19 protein-coding genes are annotated in these 17,140 nt (G+C 47.0%); 5 read left to right on the top strand and 14 right to left on the bottom strand.

All coding sequences use genetic code 11. The annotated features are described in order from the left end of the window. Nucleotides 1-72: 72 nt before the first annotated feature. The 4 genes from AC0YOD_RS02730 to AC0YOD_RS02715 form a co-directional block, all read right to left on the bottom strand. Nucleotides 73-1,572, bottom strand: coding sequence for a glycosyltransferase (locus tag AC0YOD_RS02730; RefSeq protein WP_475797702.1), 1,500 nt, complete (start codon nt 1,570-1,572; stop codon nt 73-75). Nucleotides 1,573-2,611: 1,039 nt separating this feature from the next. Next, nucleotides 2,612-3,547, bottom strand: coding sequence for a cysteine synthase A (gene cysK, locus AC0YOD_RS02725; protein WP_475797701.1), 936 nt, complete (start codon nt 3,545-3,547; stop codon nt 2,612-2,614). Nucleotides 3,548-3,639: 92 nt separating this feature from the next. Then, a complete protein-coding gene (locus AC0YOD_RS02720; protein ID WP_475797700.1) occupies nt 3,640-4,248 on the bottom strand; it encodes an FMN-binding negative transcriptional regulator in 609 nt (202 codons plus the stop codon). Nucleotides 4,249-4,261: 13 nt separating this feature from the next. Continuing rightward, the gene (locus tag AC0YOD_RS02715; RefSeq protein WP_475798348.1) at nt 4,262-4,744 is read right to left on the bottom strand and encodes an NUDIX domain-containing protein; all 483 of its coding nucleotides are present in this window, start codon (nt 4,742-4,744) and stop codon (nt 4,262-4,264) included. Between the two features lie 220 nt (nt 4,745-4,964). Here AC0YOD_RS02715 and AC0YOD_RS02710 point away from each other — a divergent pair, with 220 nt between their 5' ends. The 3 genes from AC0YOD_RS02710 to AC0YOD_RS02700 are packed head-to-tail and all read left to right on the top strand — an operon-like array spanning nt 4,965 to nt 6,755. Continuing rightward, nucleotides 4,965-5,174 (top strand): WYL domain-containing protein, encoded by a 210-nt coding sequence (locus tag AC0YOD_RS02710; protein WP_475797699.1) that lies wholly within the window; start codon nt 4,965-4,967, stop codon nt 5,172-5,174. Nucleotides 5,175-5,187: 13 nt separating this feature from the next. Continuing rightward, nucleotides 5,188-6,432 carry a DNA polymerase IV gene (locus AC0YOD_RS02705; protein WP_475798347.1) on the top strand — a complete coding sequence of 415 codons (1,245 nt, stop codon included), beginning with the start codon at nt 5,188-5,190 and terminating at the stop codon, nt 6,430-6,432. Then, on the top strand, nt 6,429-6,755 hold the full coding sequence (locus tag AC0YOD_RS02700) for a YolD-like family protein (protein ID WP_475797698.1): 327 nt from the start codon (nt 6,429-6,431) through the stop codon (nt 6,753-6,755). Before AC0YOD_RS02705 ends, AC0YOD_RS02700 begins: the two co-directional genes overlap by 4 nt. A gap of 77 nt (nt 6,756-6,832) precedes the next feature. Here the strand turns inward: AC0YOD_RS02700 and AC0YOD_RS02695 are convergent, their stop codons facing one another. Continuing rightward, nucleotides 6,833-8,131: a DUF2515 domain-containing protein gene (locus AC0YOD_RS02695; protein ID WP_475797697.1), complete on the bottom strand. Its 1,299-nt coding sequence runs from the start codon at nt 8,129-8,131 to the stop codon at nt 6,833-6,835. A 175-nt stretch (nt 8,132-8,306) separates the two neighbouring features. On the opposite strand from AC0YOD_RS02695, the gene AC0YOD_RS02690 reads away from it, so the two are divergent. Continuing rightward, nucleotides 8,307-8,999 carry an SOS response-associated peptidase gene (locus tag AC0YOD_RS02690; protein WP_475797696.1) on the top strand — a complete coding sequence of 231 codons (693 nt, stop codon included), beginning with the start codon at nt 8,307-8,309 and terminating at the stop codon, nt 8,997-8,999. A gap of 59 nt (nt 9,000-9,058) precedes the next feature. Here the strand turns inward: AC0YOD_RS02690 and AC0YOD_RS02685 are convergent, their stop codons facing one another. From AC0YOD_RS02685 to AC0YOD_RS02665, 5 genes are all read right to left on the bottom strand, one after another. Then, a complete protein-coding gene (locus tag AC0YOD_RS02685) occupies nt 9,059-9,346 on the bottom strand; it encodes a stage VI sporulation protein F (RefSeq protein ID WP_475797695.1) in 288 nt (95 codons plus the stop codon). A 66-nt stretch (nt 9,347-9,412) separates the two neighbouring features. Next, a complete protein-coding gene (recG, locus tag AC0YOD_RS02680) occupies nt 9,413-11,467 on the bottom strand; it encodes an ATP-dependent DNA helicase RecG (RefSeq protein ID WP_475797694.1) in 2,055 nt (684 codons plus the stop codon). A 4-nt stretch (nt 11,468-11,471) separates the two neighbouring features. Beyond that, nucleotides 11,472-12,326 (bottom strand): DegV family protein, encoded by an 855-nt coding sequence (locus AC0YOD_RS02675; RefSeq protein ID WP_475797693.1) that lies wholly within the window; start codon nt 12,324-12,326, stop codon nt 11,472-11,474. Between the two features lie 34 nt (nt 12,327-12,360). Further along, complete coding sequence (locus AC0YOD_RS02670) at nt 12,361-14,094, bottom strand: DAK2 domain-containing protein (RefSeq protein WP_475798346.1); 1,734 nt, start codon at nt 14,092-14,094, stop codon at nt 12,361-12,363. Nucleotides 14,095-14,150: 56 nt separating this feature from the next. Beyond that, nucleotides 14,151-14,510: an Asp23/Gls24 family envelope stress response protein gene (locus AC0YOD_RS02665; RefSeq protein ID WP_475797692.1), complete on the bottom strand. Its 360-nt coding sequence runs from the start codon at nt 14,508-14,510 to the stop codon at nt 14,151-14,153. A gap of 292 nt (nt 14,511-14,802) precedes the next feature. Here AC0YOD_RS02665 and rpmB point away from each other — a divergent pair, with 292 nt between their 5' ends. Next, a complete protein-coding gene (gene rpmB, locus AC0YOD_RS02660; protein WP_102712305.1) occupies nt 14,803-14,991 on the top strand; it encodes a 50S ribosomal protein L28 in 189 nt (62 codons plus the stop codon). 99 nt (nt 14,992-15,090) lie between these two features. Here rpmB and spoVM read toward each other — a convergent pair whose 3' ends face one another. From spoVM to rsgA, 4 genes are all read right to left on the bottom strand, one after another. Further along, entirely contained in the window at nt 15,091-15,171 is an 81-nt protein-coding gene (spoVM, locus tag AC0YOD_RS02655; protein WP_010345573.1) for a stage V sporulation protein SpoVM, read from the bottom strand. A 120-nt stretch (nt 15,172-15,291) separates the two neighbouring features. After that, nucleotides 15,292-15,567, bottom strand: coding sequence for a hypothetical protein (locus AC0YOD_RS02650; RefSeq protein WP_475797691.1), 276 nt, complete (start codon nt 15,565-15,567; stop codon nt 15,292-15,294). A gap of 11 nt (nt 15,568-15,578) precedes the next feature. Beyond that, nucleotides 15,579-16,223 (bottom strand): ribulose-phosphate 3-epimerase, encoded by a 645-nt coding sequence (gene rpe / locus AC0YOD_RS02645; RefSeq protein ID WP_475797690.1) that lies wholly within the window; start codon nt 16,221-16,223, stop codon nt 15,579-15,581. Nucleotides 16,224-16,228: 5 nt separating this feature from the next. After that, nucleotides 16,229-17,140: a ribosome small subunit-dependent GTPase A gene (gene rsgA, locus AC0YOD_RS02640; protein ID WP_475798345.1), complete on the bottom strand. Its 912-nt coding sequence runs from the start codon at nt 17,138-17,140 to the stop codon at nt 16,229-16,231.

The raw sequence follows: 17,140 nt of genomic DNA, 5'->3' as shown, positions 1-17,140 counted from the left end.
CTAGTGTTTTTTTGAAAATCATTATCACTAACTATCTATTGGCTTACCAAATTTCCAATTCAAGCGGCATTTTCATACTTCTGTGATTAAAGCTTCAGCAGTATTTTCTACTAGTAAGCTTTGAACCTCCCTATGCCCCTCTATATGTTCCTCCCCATGCTCTGAAGATATTAATAATTCTGTTTCCTCCTTAGCGGAAGAAGCAACTTTGCCAAAAGCTAAACAATAGGAAGCACTAAGCTCCTCTTTCGAAATCACACCGCCGGTTAATTGCTCCAGCTTCTCTATATACCCTAATTGGTCATTTTCTGTGTTCAACTCTGCTAATGTTAGCTTCATATAAACGAAACCCGCCTCTGTATACAATTGTTCAAGCTGCTTAAGGGTATACTGCATTTTCGCCAGCTGCAGCGCCTTTGTATGGGAAGGGTCTAAGTATTCTCGTATATTTTCATAGTAAAAACGATTCGCAAAGCAGCCGATCAACCAGCCGCTCGGCTTCAGCAGACTTATAAGTTTTTTCATCTCCTGCGGTGTCCCGTAATCATGTGTATGGTGTATCATAATGCCGTCTAGCCCCTCATCCGGCAAGCGCCAGCTTTCCTGCTCAGTGGAACGGAACACAACGCTCATGCCTGATGACTCTGCCACCCTCGCTGCAAGCTGATTCTGCTCAACACCAAACCACCTTGCACCAGGAAATTGCTTTTTCATCTTCAATAGCATGGCTCCGCAGCCGCAGCCAATCTCCATAATGGAGCAGTTCTCGTGCTTATACTCATATGATTCCCGTTGAATAACTATGTGGAAGTCGTTTCTTATAGGGGATGCAAGACAGGGATGAAAACCCCACTTCTCTAAAAAGCCGTCTTCCTTGTTTTTCTGGCGCCGCTCCGGCTCAGATTTAAAGGATTCGCTCCCATAATGATGAATGAACGTATCCCCGCAGAGCATATGCCTATAGCCAGCCAACCTCAGCCTCAGCCCGTAATCCTCACCTTCAAACCCAGCAATCGCCGCATTCTCATCGAGAGCCCCTGCTTTCTGATACGCTTCACGTTTCATGAGCAAGCAGCAGCGACTGAGCGTTATACGCTCATCCCATTTGCTCTTATCCAGATTCGCATGCAGTGCTGATGCAAACAGCTCGAGTTCCTCTATCGTTTGATAGGCGGCTGATATTATTGTGGAATAGACTTCTGAATTCGTAGTAGGCGAGACTGCGCCAATTCCGCTTTCACTTAGCAAGCACCGCTTCAGTCCGTATAGCCAACCTGGTGTAACAATCATATTGTAATCGAGGAGCATAATAAGCTCTCCAGCTGCGATCTCTATTCCCTGATTGCAGGCTTTGGAGTACCCCATATCGTATCCATTGGATATAATCTTTATATCTTTTTGATCCTTTGCCCATTCCACCGTCTCATCAGCCGAACCGTTATCTACAATAATCAGCTCATAATCGCCTTTTTCGGTATGTCTCTTAACGCTTTCCACACACCGCTTCGTATAGTCAAGTTTATTGCGGGTAACAAGAATAATGCTTGTCATACTCCTATTAGCATCACTCACGCGTATCCTCCTCAAGCAAGCTGTATCCATAAAATATGTTGGCTCAGCCATATCGGTGATTAGCGGAGAAATGAGGGCAAGCAGACTATGCAAAAAAAGGACAACCCGCGTCAGGGCTGCCCTTTCCTTTGTGATATTTATTACGTTGGTGTAACTTTATTACATTGGTGTAACTTTATTACATTGGTGTAACTCCCTCAGCTTACTTGAACGATAACGGCGCATTAGTTTCAATATTTTCAACTAATCGATTACTGCCGTACAAAATCCAATCTTTAGTGTCATGTTATGAAACTAATCCCTTTTCATACTCCTATTAGCATCACTCACGCGTATTCTCGTCAAGCAAGCTGTATCCATCAAATATGTTGGATCGGCCATATTGTTGATTAGCGGAGAAATGAAGGCAAGCAGACTATGCAAAAAAAAGGACAACCCGCGTCTGGGCTGCCCTTTCCTATGTGATATTTATTACGTTGGTGTAACTTTATTACATTGATGTAACTCCCTCAGCTTGCTTGAACGATAACGGCGTATTAGTTTCAATATTTTCAACTATTCGATTACTGCCGTACAACATCCAATCTTTAGTGTCATGTCATGAAACTAATCGCTCTGACTCAAGCTCATCCTATCGGCAACAACTCGTTTAATTTCATACGATGACACTAATTGACACAAATCACACCGAAAACGCTATCTAACTTTATAATTTGAAACTAATTCCCCTGCCGCTGTAAATAAACCCTACAACTTGATCCAATTCACTTCATAAATGCCATCTAGCTTGAAAATATGAAACTAATTCACCCGCCGCTGTAAATAAACCCTACAACTTGATCCAATTCACTTCATAAATGCCATCTAGCTTGAAAATATGAAACTAATTCACCCGCCGCCGTACATAAACTCTACAACTAGACCCAATTCACTTCATAAATGCCATCTAGCTTTAAAATATGAAACTAATTCACCCGTCTACCTACAACGCTATTCTTTACTCTTTACTCACTACTCTCTACTCCCTAAACCCCACCTACTAAGCTTCAGGATACAACGCAGTCGATAAGTAGCGCTCACCCGTATCCGGCAATAGGATAATGATTTTCTTATCCTTGTTTTCCGGTCTTCGAGCAATTTGTAGCGCCGCATGTACCGCAGCACCCGATGAGATACCGACCAGCAAGCCTTCATTCCTAGCCAGCTGCCTTGCTATTTCGAAGGCATCCTCGTTTTTCACTTGTACAATCTCATCGACTACCGATCTATCGAAATTACCGGGCACGAAGCCCGCGCCAATTCCTTGAATCTTATGAACGCCCTTGCTGCCCCCAGAGAGCACAGGCGAATCGGTAGGCTCGACTGCAACAATTTTAACCGAAGGGTTTCTTTCTTTAAGCAATTGTCCTACGCCTGAGACCGTTCCGCCTGTACCAACACCGGCAATAAAAAAGTCGATTTCCCCGTCCGTGTCCCGCCAAATTTCTTCCGCCGTTGTTTTCCGATGAACCTCTGGATTGGCTGGATTATTAAACTGCTGCGGCACAAAAGAATGAGGTGTGGCTGCTGCTATTTCCTCTGCTTTCTTGATTGCGCCAGCCATGCCTTCGACAGCCGGTGTGAGCACTAACTCTGCTCCAAGCGCAAGGAGAAGCTTTCGACGCTCCACGCTAAAGCTCTCCGGCAGCGTAATAATTAAGCGATATCCAAGAGCAGCGGCTGCAAAAGCCAAACCAACTCCTGTATTTCCGCTTGTAGGCTCCACAATAACAGAGTTTTGATTAATAATTCCTCGTTCCTCAGCATCCTTGATCATAGCAAAGCCAATTCTATCTTTTACGCTTCCTGCCGGGTTAAAATACTCAAGCTTAGCAATAAGCTTCGCTTCAACTTTATGCTGCTTTGCAAAATTAGACAGTTCCAAAAGCGGGGTGTTTCCTATAAGCTCAGTAAGGTTTTTCGCAATTTTAGACATGCTTTCCCCTCCGCAGTATGAATTCCAACCTTTTAAGTTGGTTTAATACTAACACCATAGCATTTATGGGAAATAAATACAAACTGTATTGTTTATAAATGAGTTCTTTTCATTCTCTCTGCTATTTCCCGAGCATCTTGCTCCTTACTATTTACAAGCTGCTGTATGACCCTGTTGCGGCGCTCTTCCGAATGGTTTTGACTCAGCTTCCATTTCCCCTCTAAGCTGGTTATCTTTATTTTAAAACCAATGATTCCCCTGCTCATACCTTCAATGAAAGCGCCATCCACCTCATCCAATCTATAGGTGCTGGAAGGACGCTCATATTTTTGAACCATCTCTCTCAGCGTGCTGTATAACGGATTCGGATCCTTCATTATTTCGACAGTTCCATAGGCGTGCACTGCAACATAATTCCAAGTAGGGACAGCCCTATTGCTCTCGTACCAGGAGGGTGAAATGTAAGTATGAGGGCCATTAAATACAATCAGCACCTCCCCCGTCTCTATATCCTCCCACTGTGGATTCGGCTTGGCAAAATGTCCATAAAGGCATCCTTCTTCTCGATCCAACAACAAAGGCAAATGCGTAGCAAAGGGTCTCCCCTCGTGATTGGAGAACATAACCGCAAAGCTGTTCTCTTCGATAAATTGATATAATTCCGCCTGATCTTCCATTTTAAAATGTTTAGGAATGTACATCTCATCACATCCTTTACCGAGAATGGCCTATCATCTCTGCTTGGTTATAGCTTTTTACTGTTTCCTTCAAGGTTTTATCCTGCTTCCCATCCCATACAAAGCTCAATTCAAACGTTCCCGGCTCAAAAAACAACGGAAATCTTCTTTTAAACCAATCCTGCATCGGCAGCTCAAGCGCTTCCTTTATATCCACCCACAGCAGCTCGCCTTCAGGAGGATTCTGGATCAGCTCTCCTTCAAAGCTCGTAGCCAAATAATTAAATACCATATAGCGCAAGCCCTCATTAGGTTCACAAAATTCATCCAAGCCTTTATAGACAATATCTTTTACAATAAGACCTGTTTCCTCCCGCACCTCTCGCATCGCGGCATCCACAATGCTTTCAGGAAAATCAACCTTTCCGCCTGGCGCAATATATCCCGGGAAGCCCAATTTACTTGGCCTATTGATGAGCAGCACTTTATCTCCATCCTGTACCATGCACATCGTCAGCATCTTATAAGTTACGTTTGTCAAAATATCTCTTCTCTCCCAGCAGTACTGTTTTATTATGTATACGTATTCTCGAATCAACCGTCGAACCCTTCTTTAAAATGACTAGCTCATTTTTCTCTCCTTTAACCACTGTAAATAATAACCACAAAAAAAAGATGGAATAAGAACAAGCGTTCTGTATATAATAAGAACAAACGTTCTTGTCTTGGAGGGAAGCATTATGACATTGAAACAATGGTTTAGTTCGGTCGGCTGTGTCGTTGATGTCATTTATTTGAGCAAAAAAGGGAAGTTCACTAAACGGCGGATTCGCGTTATATCCGTGCGAGACGGTTACGTCAGAGCCTTTTGTATGGATTCAGGCGCACAGCGCCTCTTTTTGATTGCAAATATATTAGCAGCAGAGCTGGTGAGCCGCAGTGTCTCTTAACCAAAGAGTTATTATGCTGGCGGATTGCCAATCCTTTTATGCGTCAGTGGAGAAGGCGGAGCATCCCGAGTATCGTGATCTGCCGCTCGTCGTTGCAGGTGACCCTGAGCGCCGCTCAGGTATTATTCTTGCGGCTTGTCCAATTGCCAAGAGCTTTGGCGTAACGACAGCGGAGCGACTCGGTGATTCGCTTGCCAAATGTCCAAATTTAGTCATTATTAGACCGCGTATGCAGCTCTACATCGACATTTCTATGCGAATTACAAATATTTATCAATCATACACCGATCTAGTCGAGCCCTATTCCATCGACGAGCAATTTCTCGACGTAACGGGCTCCTTGCATTTATACGGAACGCCCGAGGAGCTTGCGCATCACATTCAGACTCGCGTTCAAGCTGAACTCGGTATCTATACCCGCTTCGGCATTGCGGAAAATAAAATTTTAGCAAAGACAGCCTGCGATAATTTTGCCAAGAAGAATGACAACGGCATTTTCATCCTCACGAGGGAAAAGCTGCACGAGACGCTTTGGACATTGCCTATCGCCAAAATGTTCATGGTCGGCAGCCGGATGACGCGTCATTTTAACGCTATGGGAATAGAGACGATCGGCAAGCTCGCCGAGACGCCGCTTGAGAAGCTCAAGCCAATGATGCACCGCAAGTTTGGCAAAAACTCAGACATCAATGCCGAGCTGTATTGGCGCATTGCCAATGGACTGGATGACAGCCCCGTGACACCAGGCACGCATGCCGTAGCGCCCAAGGTTGTCGGCCATATGATGACGCTGCCGCGCGACTACGGAAAGCTGGAGGATATCAAGGTTGTGCTGCTTGAGCTGACAGAGCTTGTCTGCCAGCGCTGCCGAGGCAAAGGCTACATGGGGCATGTCGTGTCCGTCGGCTGTATGGGCGCTGACTATGATCGCCCAACCGGATTTAACCGGCAAATGAAGATGGATGATCCGTCCAATGTTACCAATCAGGTATACCGGGCGGCGGTCGAGCTGCTGCAGCGGCACTGGGATGGTCATCCTGTGAGAAAGGTCGGTGTCAGTCTTTCGCAATTTTCAGATGATAGCGAATACCAGCTTTCTTTATTCGATCCACGGCGTGACAAGAAGATGGCGCTTGAACGGGTAACTGATGCGATTAAGCAGAAGTACGGGGATGCGACGATAGTAAGAGCGGTTTCGATTACACCAGCTGGGCAAGCGCTGCACCGCTCTGAGAAAATTGGAGGACATTATAAATGAGAAAGAAACTTGAAGGAAACGGCCTCTGGGAATCCAGCCGCATGATGCTGCCGGAGCACAAGGTCGCGATTAATGAGCATGAGATAAGCTTGCGGCAAAGACAGCGCGTGGAGCTCGATGAGCAGGAATGGGAACAGGTATCCCATTCCGTAACCGAATCCTTGCAGCAGCGGCTGCCCATTAAGCTTCGCCTGTTCCATCCGGCAGAGGAGCTAATCGTCATTGGAATCGTGGATCGCGTCGATCAGATGAAGGGCCGTTTTATGGTAGATGGCGAATGGTTTGCCATACGCGATATCGAGGGAGCCGACATCGAGGAATGAGCAGTCGTATTCTTTCTGTTTAAATACAAGCCTCTTCCCCTCCCTGTCCGCTGTGCAATCCGATAAAGCGAGGTCTCTCATTCCTCATCCCGCTGCATGGCAAGCACCGCCAGCTCAATTTTGTTCAGCATGAGCCCGTATTCATTTGTAATTTCAAAAGAACGCGGCAGCGGCAGCTTCTGAAAGTATGGCGTTACCTCCTCTGCCGATTGGAACCAATCGCCAGGCTCCGGGGGCTCTAAGGAGCGGTTGCTCCATGCGGCGCCAAGCTCTGGACTATAAAGCGGCTCCGCGCCAGGCTTAAGCCGCCCCCCGAGCAGCCGCTCTTTATAGAGGCGCTTTGGAGGCTGCTTACGCACGCGCGCGAATAAATGCGGCGCATAATCTGCTCGTGAACCGGTATGCTTAACAGCGCCAGCGAAGCCCCTAGCCCCTGCAAAAACACGCGGAATACCGAAGAGCATCGCATACAATCGTTTTCCAAATTCAATTCGCTCCTCCAACTGCTCGAACTGCTCCAATATAAGCCCAGAGAGCCTGAGCACCCCGCTGTCCTCGCCCCTTACTTTTTCTTGCCCGTTCCCATATGGAAAAATAACACCGTTCAGCTGCAGCAGAGATTGCAATCCAAAAAACAAGGTATGAAGCACCTTTTCGCGGAAATAGGGCTTCTGCACAATCCTCTTCTCAATGTAGTGCTGCTCATTGACAATTAATGCAATCGTTAGCGGCACCGGGTCACGCTCACGCCAGAACTGCTTCCAGACCGGCGTCATAAATCGGGATACGCCAAATGCCGGCAGCAAATGAAACAGACTTCTCCCTTCTCGCAAACTACGCTCATACAGCAGCAGCTGTGGATAGGCATCTTGAAAAATATAACCGTTAGCCTGCTCCAAAAACTGGAACACGGCCTCACGCTGCTCCGGGCGGAGCAGCCACGGCAGCCATTCCCCCTGCAGATCCGTCATATTCCAGCCCCCGTTGCGCGATACCAAATGAGCAAGCAGCGCCCAGTGCAGCTCCGGTGTACGAAAATACACCGTTCGATACGCTTCCGTACGCGTCACGTTATTGCGATTGCTCCTAACTGTCTCCGCATGTATATGTTCGATGAGAGCTAGCTCCTCCTCGCTCCATTTCTCATCAATGGCCTCCTCAGAAGGGGTAATTTTAGACCAAGCAAGAGTCAGTCTTGCCACTGCGGAAGCTGATAACTGAAGCGGGACGGCCTCCGCCATCATCGTATGGGATGCGCTCATAGCACCCCATTTCCCAGTCCCATACGCAAGAGCCGCGCCGGGAAGCGCTAGCAGCCCTTTCAGCCAATCGCCTAACGAACGGCTATTCCTGCGCTGTCCATCCTTTTTGTCCATCACCAGCACCCCTTAATCGAACGTCGTCATCTCCTGCCCGGAGGACTATAATCACTCAAACCTATACTAACCAGTATCCTCCACTCTGCGTCTCGCCATACCGTGTGCAGCGAGATGCGCCTCTGCAAATTGGGGTGTATAATAGGAGCAAATATAAAGAGAGGGGCGAGCAGCCATGTGTGGAAGATATACGCTTACCGTAACACTGGAGGAGCTTATGGTTAGATATATGATCGAGGAGACAACCGTGCCGTTTCACCGTCCAAAATATAACATCGCGCCCAGCCAGCAGGTACTCGCCATCATTAACGATGGACAAGCCAACCGGCTCGGTGAGCTAAAATGGGGACTGATTCCGCCATGGGCAGACGATCCTAAAATCGGATTTCAGATGCTCAATGCTCGCTCCGAGACCGCTGCGAGCAAGCCTGCTTTCAGTACCCCGCTTCGCCGCAAGCGTTGCCTCATTCCTGCAGACAGCTTTTATGAGTGGAAGACGACAGCGCATGGCAAGCAGCCGATGAGAATTGCGCTAAAGGACCGTGCTATGTTTAGTATGGCTGGTCTATATGAAACCTGGACTTCACCTGACGGCAGCAAAATAAACAGCTGTACAATAATGACAACAACGCCAAATGCGCTAGTTGCTCCCATTCATAATCGAATGCCCGTCATATTACGTCCTGAGGAAGAGGAGCTTTGGCTGGATCGTCGTACACAGCTGGAATCGCTGACACCGCTGCTTCGACCATATCCTCTTAATGATCTAGAAGCCTATCCGGTCTCACCAGCAGTCGGGTCCGTTCGCAACGATGATCCCTCGTTGATTGAGCCTTATGCAACTACAGATCAACTGGAGCTCTGGTAATACCGATGCGCTGATAGTAAAAGTCTGCTCAGACAAAAAAAATCGCCGACCTTGAACGGTCAGCGAAACATTCCCCACAGCTTTAACAAATGAAAGGTATTGTTAGGATCTATTTTTTGTCCCATAACGAAAGCAACGATTTGGTCCTCCTGCGTATCCGTAAGCTGCTCCTGCAAAATAACGGCCGCTGCTTTTACCAGCCGTCTAACCTTTGGCCGTTCCTGTAATTCAGCCTTCGTCACATTACCGAGCAATTGGCGAATCCGATCCTTCATAACAGGATTTTTCAATTTAGCTTTGATACGCTCGACCAGCTGCGGTCGAATACCATACTTTTCGTAACTCACCGCCTAGACACCTCCATCCGGCAATCTTATCCTTTAAACTATATGCCGATTGGAGGCAATTATTGCCTAGTCCAGTTGTTCCCCTTGAAAATATTGATCACTTTGCAGCACGCCCCGTAATCTAACATAGGATTCATTGCTCCAAAAATCATCTCGTCCTGTTAATTCAGCCGCGTCCTCGCGTGCAAGCTCCAGCACCTCATAATCAGCAACCATATCCGCTAGACGGAACTCGGGAAGTCCGCTTTGCTTCGTGCCAAAGAAGTCGCCAGGTCCGCGTATCTCCAGATCCCGTCTTGACACTTCAAAGCCGTCATCTGTATCCGTCATAACCTTCATCCGCTCCCGGCCTGTTTCCGATTTCGGATCAGCTACCAGTATGCAATGCGATTGATGCTCACCCCGACCAACCCGGCCGCGAAGCTGATGCAGCTGTGACAAGCCGAATCGCTCTGCATCCATAATGATCATCAGCGTCGCATTAGGCACGTCAACGCCTACCTCGACAACAGTAGTAGCAACAAGCACTTGCGTTTCATTCGCTCCGAATTCGCCCATCACCGACTCTTTCTCAGACGAGGTAAGCCGGCCATGCAATAAGCCTACTTTTAGATCTGGGAAGGATTGCTGCGTTTGCACATAGAGATCAATCGCATTTTGAACGTCCAGCTTCTCTGATTCTTCAATGAGCGGACAAATAATATAAGCTTGACGTCCTTTACTAACCTCTTTGCGTATAAAAGCAAGCACACGCTCCATCATGCCATGCTTCACCCAATACGTCTTAATCGGCTTTCTCCCATGCGGTCGCTCACGTATCGTTGATACGTCCATATCCCCAAATGCGGTTATAGCCATCGTCCTTGGAATCGGTGTCGCCGTCATCGTTAGCACGTCAGGATTCATTCCTTTTCGCCGCAATACGCTTCGTTGATTAACGCCAAACCGATGCTGCTCATCTACGACGACAAGTCCGAGACTGCGAAAGAAGACATCCTCCTGAATAAGGGCATGCGTTCCTACAACAATATCGATCAATCCCATCTGTAGACCTGCAAGCAGATCACGCCGCTTGCGCTCTGACACACTCCCAGTCAATAGACCGACCTCAATGCCCATATCTGCAAACAGCCGCGTTAGCGACCGCATATGCTGGTCAGCTAATATTTCAGTCGGAACCATGAGTGCACCTTGATGACCCGTTTTCACAGCACCATAAAGCGCAATAGCAGCAACTACCGTTTTCCCCGATCCTACGTCTCCTTGAAGCAGACGATTCATGCAAGAAGGTCTGCGCATATCGACCAAGATCTCATTAATAACGCCCTTCTGCCCATCTGTCAGCTCAAAGGGAAGCGTTGCGGCAAAATCACGAATGATTTCACTGCCGATTGGATGTGCAATTCCATGCGTACGCTTGCGATTAAGCGCGCGATAGGCTTGAAGCTTGAGTTGGAATAAAAACAGCTCCTCGTACACAAGCCGCTTGCGGGCAGCTTGTCCCTCTCTTGTATCATCAGGCAGATGAATCCGCTGCACCGCTTCTCGCCTTGCCATCAAATCATGCTGTTCCACAAGCTCATAGGGAAGCATCTCTTCAATCATCGTGCCGTATTGTGTTAATGCTTGACGGATGATCTTGCGTATCCATGTCTGTGTGATGCTCCCGCCAACGGAATAGACAGGCTGAAGCGTTCCCGACTTTGCTGCGCCTCCACTGCCCGGAAATTCAGAATCAGACACCGTTATTTGCAAGCGCTGCTGCTCCCATTTTCCTGTCAGCATAATTTCTCGTCCAAGCACAAGCTGATCCTGCAAAAAATGACGGTTGAACCAGACAGCCGTAACCAGCCATTGCCCGACCTCAACCTTGCAGGTAAGCCTTGATTTGCTTCGCCCGTAGCGCTGAAGTACAGGAACCCCTCTAACATGACCGAGAACCGTCACCTTTTCGCCTTCCTTGACGTCAGTGAGCTCTCGAATCCGATAATCCTCATAGCGATATGGAAAATAATCCAATAAATCAGCAACAGTTTGCACGCCAAAGGCGTGAAGCTCTTGTTCCTTGGGAGCACTCACGCCTTTGATTTGCCGAACAGAAATCTCATCTAATTTCAACATACAATCACATCCTGTACATAAACACGGCTGATGTGCCTGGTCCAGTATGCGTTCCAATGACCGATCCGATCGTCGTCCAGCCAACAGATTGAATGTTGAACTCCGCTTTAAGAAGCTCATAAAGCTCCTCTGCCGTTTCTTTGCGGTCTGCCATAGCCATTGTAACGCCTACTGGTTCATCGCCAAATGTTTCCTTTAGCATAGCAACAATTCGTGTCATTGCTTTTTTACTGCCTCGTACCTTATCCACTGCGAGCACAACGCCTTCTTTGTCCAGTGATAAAATCGGCTTTATATTTAAAATAGATCCAATAAGTGCAGAGGCTTTGCCAATTCGGCCGCCCTTCTGTAAGAACTCAAGAGAATCGACAAGAAAATACAGCTCTGTATTTCGAGCTAAAAAATCCATTTCTTCTAGAATCCGTTCCTTCGACTCACCCGCTTGAGCCATTTCAGCTGCTTTAACTACGCGCATACCAAAGCCATATGAAGCAGACTTCGAATTGACAAGCGTAAGATCCGCTTCTTGCTCCAGCATCGATTGGGCAATTAACGCAGATTGAAATGTACCGCTTAACACCGCAGATAAATGAATCGAAATAATCGGTGAATCCGCGTCCTCGCTAAGCAAGCGTTCATACACTTCCGAGAACTCCAGCGGCGATGGCTGAGATGTCGTCGGAAGTGAAGAGGATTGTGCAAGCTTCTCATAAAATTGCTTGGTTTCAATCGTCACGGCATCCATATATGTTTCCTCACCAAAGATCACTTTAAGAGGCACCATGGATATCTCTAACCGTGCTCTGACCTCTGCTGGAATGTCTGCCGTGCTATCCGTAACTATTCGGACCTTCCCCACTATTAATCCCCTCCAACATTCAATCTATTGCCGTCTACTCTAATGCAAAAACATATGGATACAAAGGTTGTCCACCGTTTTGCACTTCAATTTCAAGCTCAGGATATTGCTCTGCGATCCATTCGCCAAGCGATGCCGTTTCATTGTCTTCAGCATCTTCACCCATCAGAATCGTTAATAAATCTCCGCCGCTTTCAAGCATGCTTGAAATAAGGGATTGGCAGGCCTCCAGAAGGCTGGCATTGGATACAACGATCGTTTTCTCCTTAATGCCGATATAATCGCCCTCACGGATATCTACGCCTTCAATGCTCGTATCCCGTACAGCCTTCGTCACTTGTCCAGAAAGCACCTGTTCCGCTGCACTCTTCATCCATGCAGCATTGCGCTCAGGCGTCTCCTCTTCTTTGAAAGCAAGAACAGCAGCTAAGCCTTGAGGAATCGTACGAGTCGGAATAATAGTTACATTGCGTTCGCTAAGCTCCGCAGCCTGCTCTGCCGCCAATATAATATTTCCATTATTCGGGAGTATATAAATATGCTCTGCTGACAACGCTTCAATCGCCTTCACGAAATCCTCCGTACTGGGATTCATCGTCTGACCGCCAGAGAGCACCGTGTCTACATCGTTTTCAAGGAAAATATCCGAAATCCCTTCGCCTAATGCTACAGCGATTATACCGTATGGCGCCCATTCAAACGCTTGATCTGTTGAAATGTCTTGTACGGCTTGACCAGCAAGCAGCTCAGCCGCAGCAAAATCTGCAATGGTAGCATCTGCAAGCTCATGCTGGAGCAATTCACGATGCTGCTCACGCATGTTAAGAATATGAATATCGGTTAATTCACCGTAAGGCAAGGATAGACTAAGCACATCGCCCGGCTTGCGTGAATGAACATGAACCTTGATAATATCATCTTCCGCTATAACCAATATAGAGTCGCCATCTTTCTCAAGCGCCCTCTTGTAAGCGGATTCATCAAAATACACTCCGCTATGTCCATCTAGCTTGCGATTGATAAAAAATTCCATATCATAAAGAAACTCAATAGCTTCCGTTGATAAGCGGGATTGTGCCGAGGTCGGTTCTAACTTCCGAACCGCTGGGGCTGCGTTAGGAACGGCAACCTCTTCTGGTGGTGCTGCCTCCGAAGGCATTTCATACTGACCTTGAAAACCACTTTCTTCGGATTCCGTTAGACTATGAACGAAGCCTTCATAAATAAAGACAAGGCCCTGCCCGCCCGAATCCACAACGCCAACCTGTTTCAATACTGGCAGCAGATCTGGCGTACGCTGTAAGGATTCATGCGCCTTCTGATGCACCTCTCGCATCAACTCAGCCACATCATTCGTTCTGCGAGCATATTGTACAGCATGCTTAGCTGCATCTTTAGCAACGGTAAGTATCGTACCCTCTACAGGCTTTACCACGGCTTTGTAAGCCATATCTACGCCATGCTGGAGGGCAGCAGCCACTTGAGATGCAGTTGCCTCTTCAAGACCAGCCAGCGACCTAGAGAAGCCTCGAAACAACTGAGACAAAATAACGCCTGAGTTGCCTCTAGCTCCCATAAGAAGACCTTTAGATAGTGCCTCTGTTGCCTTGCTGATACTTTCCGATGGTTTGCCTCGAAGCTCACGCACACCAGATGACATCGTCAAATTCATATTTGTTCCCGTATCGCCATCCGGCACCGGAAATACATTCAGTGCGTTCACATGCTCTGCATTGCGCTGTAAGTAATCCGCGCCCAGCAAAGCCATTGCCGCAAAATCAGTTCCGTTAATAGAACGCTTACCCAACGAAAATTCCCTCCCTGTTACTTAGATACCCTGACATCTTGCACGAATATATGGACTTCTTCCACTTGTAGACCGATTACGTCGTTCAGCACATACTTTACTTTAGATTGAATGTTATGCGCTACCTCTGATATTTTCGTACCGTAACTTACAATAATGTAGAGGTCAATATGTAATTTTTCATTCTCTCTCCGCACAACTACTCCACGGGTCAAGTTATCTCGTCCGAGCAACTCGGCAATTCCGTCCTTCAGCTGTTTGCGAGAAGCCATTCCGACTAGCCCATAACAATCCATGGCTGCAGAGCCTGCAATCGTGGCTATGCATTGATCAGTGACATGTATGGAACCTAATTCGGTACTTAACTGCAGAGGCATGGAAAAACACTCCCTTACGGAATAAATTATGGACTGAGTACCATTGTACTATAAACAGACACTTTATAGAAGTCCCACGGAAAATCCAATGATTATGCGCATTCTCGCGCTTATTTCTCGCTGTAGAATCGATATCCATGCATATTTAGGTTGAACAGTCCCGATGTTTATGATACGATATTCAAGTGTGTTTAAATGTTATTTCGCTTATGAATGAATTTTCCTCACGCATAACGAAGCCATTGCAAATGGAGTCTATTTTTTTTCGCAAAATGTAAAGGAGGTGTAGTTCATGTCACGCAAATGTTTTCTTACAGGTAAAGCACCTGGTTCAGGTAACAACGTTTCCCACGCTAACAACAAAACTCGTCGTTCATGGGGAGTAAACGTGCAAAAGGTCCGCATTTTGGTTGACGGTAAGCCAAAACGTGTTTATGTCAGCACTCGCGCACTGAAGTCCGGTAAAGTTACCCGCGTATAATGGATGGCTTCGGCCATAGACAAAAGCACCTGAGCTCTCAGGTGCTTTTTTTTTACTTTTTTACGATCACGGCCGTAGGGTTGCCCGGCTGCATCGAACCTAGTTTTTCTGGAAGGTGTTCAAAATCGCCTTTACGAATCCGCCCAAAAATTTTGGCAGTTTGATTGTGTAAAATTTCATGCCTCATCCCTCCTCAGACACGCTGATCGAATTATTCCGTGACAAGAACCTACGCTCATGTATCCATACTATGCGTTATCAGTTCGTCCTATTCCATCGCGCGCCTCTGAAGAAAGCCCATTATGTACCCGATATTGCCTCAGGATGTTCTCGTATAAATATGACTATAGCTGTAATTACAGTTGTAAATAAATAAAATAAAATAGTCAGTACAAAAAAGAGAATGCGGAGACTCAGCGTATCATACTTCCGAAAAAAGCGTATGCCTAAATATAGAGTAGACAATGAAAATAAATACCTGTAAATCTCCGAAATTTGGGCGAATAAAGTAAGAAAAAGACCTGCTAGAAAAGTATATCCCAGCAGCCAAAATGTAGTTTTTAACCGTTCATTCATCCCGCCCGCTCCTAACGTAAAGCGGCTATGGCCGCAGCGCGATCTGTTTCTGCAAAAATGGCATTGCCAGCAACCAATACATCAGCCCCAGCCTCGCGTATTAGCCCCGCTGTAGACGGATTGACACCGCCGTCAACCTGAACATGAACAGCATCTAAACCGCGTTCATTAAGCATCGTCCGAATCTGACGCAGCTTAACGAGTGAGTATGGAATGAACTGCTGACCACCAAAGCCCGGGTTAACCGTCATAATAAGAACAAGATCCAGATCCTGCAAAATAGGCTCCAATACGGATACCGGCGTGGCAGGATTTATAGCTACGCCTACTGGGAGCCCTTTTTCTTTTATATAATGCACGGTTCTGTGCAAATGAACACAGGCCTCAGCATGAATGGTAATCCGATCTGCTCCTACAGCGATATAATCTCCTAGAGACAACTCAGGACGCTCAATCATCAAATGAACGTCAAAGGGCAGAGACGTTGCAGAACGTACAGCAGCAATTACCGGCGGACCAAATGTAAGATTCGGCACAAAATGACCGTCCATCACATCTACGTGGATCCAGTCCGCCCCTGCAGCTTCTACAGCTTTAATTTCATCGCCCAGGCGGGCAAAATTTGCTGATAATATGGAAGGCGCAATAAGGGTCATAGTTGTTAGTACCTCCTTTTTTTGTCTTTCATTTCAGCCAAAAACAGCAAATAGTGATCATGTCTGCTTTGCTCAATCTCACCTTTGGCTAGAGCTGCCAATACCGCACAGCCAGGCTCATGTACATGAGTGCAGCCTCTAAATTTGCAATCCGGCGATAATGTGCGCATTTCAACAAAGCAATAGCCTAAATCCTCTATTCCCAGCTCCTGAAAGTCAAGCTGACTAAAGCCAGGTGTATCCGCTACCAAGCCCCCGCCGATCTCAATAAGCTCGACATGTCTCGTCGTATGCTTGCCGCGTCCTAATCGGTTGCTGATCGCATTCGTTTCTAATGTCAGTCCTGGAACAATCGCATTTAACAAGGATGATTTGCCAACCCCTGACTGTCCTGCGAATACCGCAAGGTGACCTTTCAACCGTTCTTGGAAGGGTTTGATCCCCTCTCCAAGTCGAGAGCTTGTCCCAAACACTTCGTATCCAAGAGCTCGATAAATACGATTAACGGAGGCAGCCGAAGCTTGTGCCTCCTCCGTTTCCAAACCGTCATTTTCCAAGTCCTGCTTACTGAGACAAAGCACAGCTTGGATGCCTGCGTGTTCAATATGAACGAGAAACTTATCCAACAGCTGCAAATTCAAGGCAGGCTCTGTAACCGAAAAAACAAGAATCGCCAAATCAATATTGGCTACAGGCGGGCGTATCAGCTCAGAAGAACGAGGCAAGATCTCCTCAACGGTACCTTCCCCGTTCTCTGTTAAACTGTATAGCACATCATCACCAACAAGCGGAGTAATCCCTCTGTTCTTGAACACGCCCCTGCCGCGGCATTGTACCGTCGCCGCATGGGAGTCGTCATCCTTCGCTCGCACATAATAATAGCCGCTTAGTGCCTTCACAATGACACCTTTGAGCAA

The organism is Paenibacillus sp. J31P13, assembly GCF_056269295.1.
This window is presented reverse-complemented; position numbering and strand designations above follow the sequence as displayed.

Coding starts and splice junctions, on each gene's coding strand:
- AC0YOD_RS02690 (WP_475797696.1), top strand. CDS start 8,307: ATGTGTGGAAGATATACGCTTACCGTAACACTGGAGGAGCTTATGGTT.
- recG (WP_475797694.1), bottom strand. CDS start 11,467: ATGTTGAAATTAGATGAGATTTCTGTTCGGCAAATCAAAGGCGTGAGT.
- AC0YOD_RS02670 (WP_475798346.1), bottom strand. CDS start 14,094: ATGGCTTTGCTGGGCGCGGATTACTTACAGCGCAATGCAGAGCATGTG.
- rpmB (WP_102712305.1), top strand. CDS start 14,803: ATGTCACGCAAATGTTTTCTTACAGGTAAAGCACCTGGTTCAGGTAAC.
- cysK (WP_475797701.1), bottom strand. CDS start 3,547: ATGTCTAAAATTGCGAAAAACCTTACTGAGCTTATAGGAAACACCCCG.
- AC0YOD_RS02715 (WP_475798348.1), bottom strand. CDS start 4,744: ATGCTGACGATGTGCATGGTACAGGATGGAGATAAAGTGCTGCTCATC.
- AC0YOD_RS02695 (WP_475797697.1), bottom strand. CDS start 8,131: ATGGACAAAAAGGATGGACAGCGCAGGAATAGCCGTTCGTTAGGCGAT.
- rpe (WP_475797690.1), bottom strand. CDS start 16,223: ATGACCCTTATTGCGCCTTCCATATTATCAGCAAATTTTGCCCGCCTG.
- AC0YOD_RS02710 (WP_475797699.1), top strand. CDS start 4,965: ATGACATTGAAACAATGGTTTAGTTCGGTCGGCTGTGTCGTTGATGTC.
- AC0YOD_RS02700 (WP_475797698.1), top strand. CDS start 6,429: ATGAGAAAGAAACTTGAAGGAAACGGCCTCTGGGAATCCAGCCGCATG.
- spoVM (WP_010345573.1), bottom strand. CDS start 15,171: ATGAAATTTTACACAATCAAACTGCCAAAATTTTTGGGCGGATTCGTA.
- AC0YOD_RS02720 (WP_475797700.1), bottom strand. CDS start 4,248: ATGTACATTCCTAAACATTTTAAAATGGAAGATCAGGCGGAATTATAT.
- AC0YOD_RS02665 (WP_475797692.1), bottom strand. CDS start 14,510: ATGCCTCTGCAGTTAAGTACCGAATTAGGTTCCATACATGTCACTGAT.
- AC0YOD_RS02650 (WP_475797691.1), bottom strand. CDS start 15,567: ATGAATGAACGGTTAAAAACTACATTTTGGCTGCTGGGATATACTTTT.
- AC0YOD_RS02705 (WP_475798347.1), top strand. CDS start 5,188: ATGCTGGCGGATTGCCAATCCTTTTATGCGTCAGTGGAGAAGGCGGAG.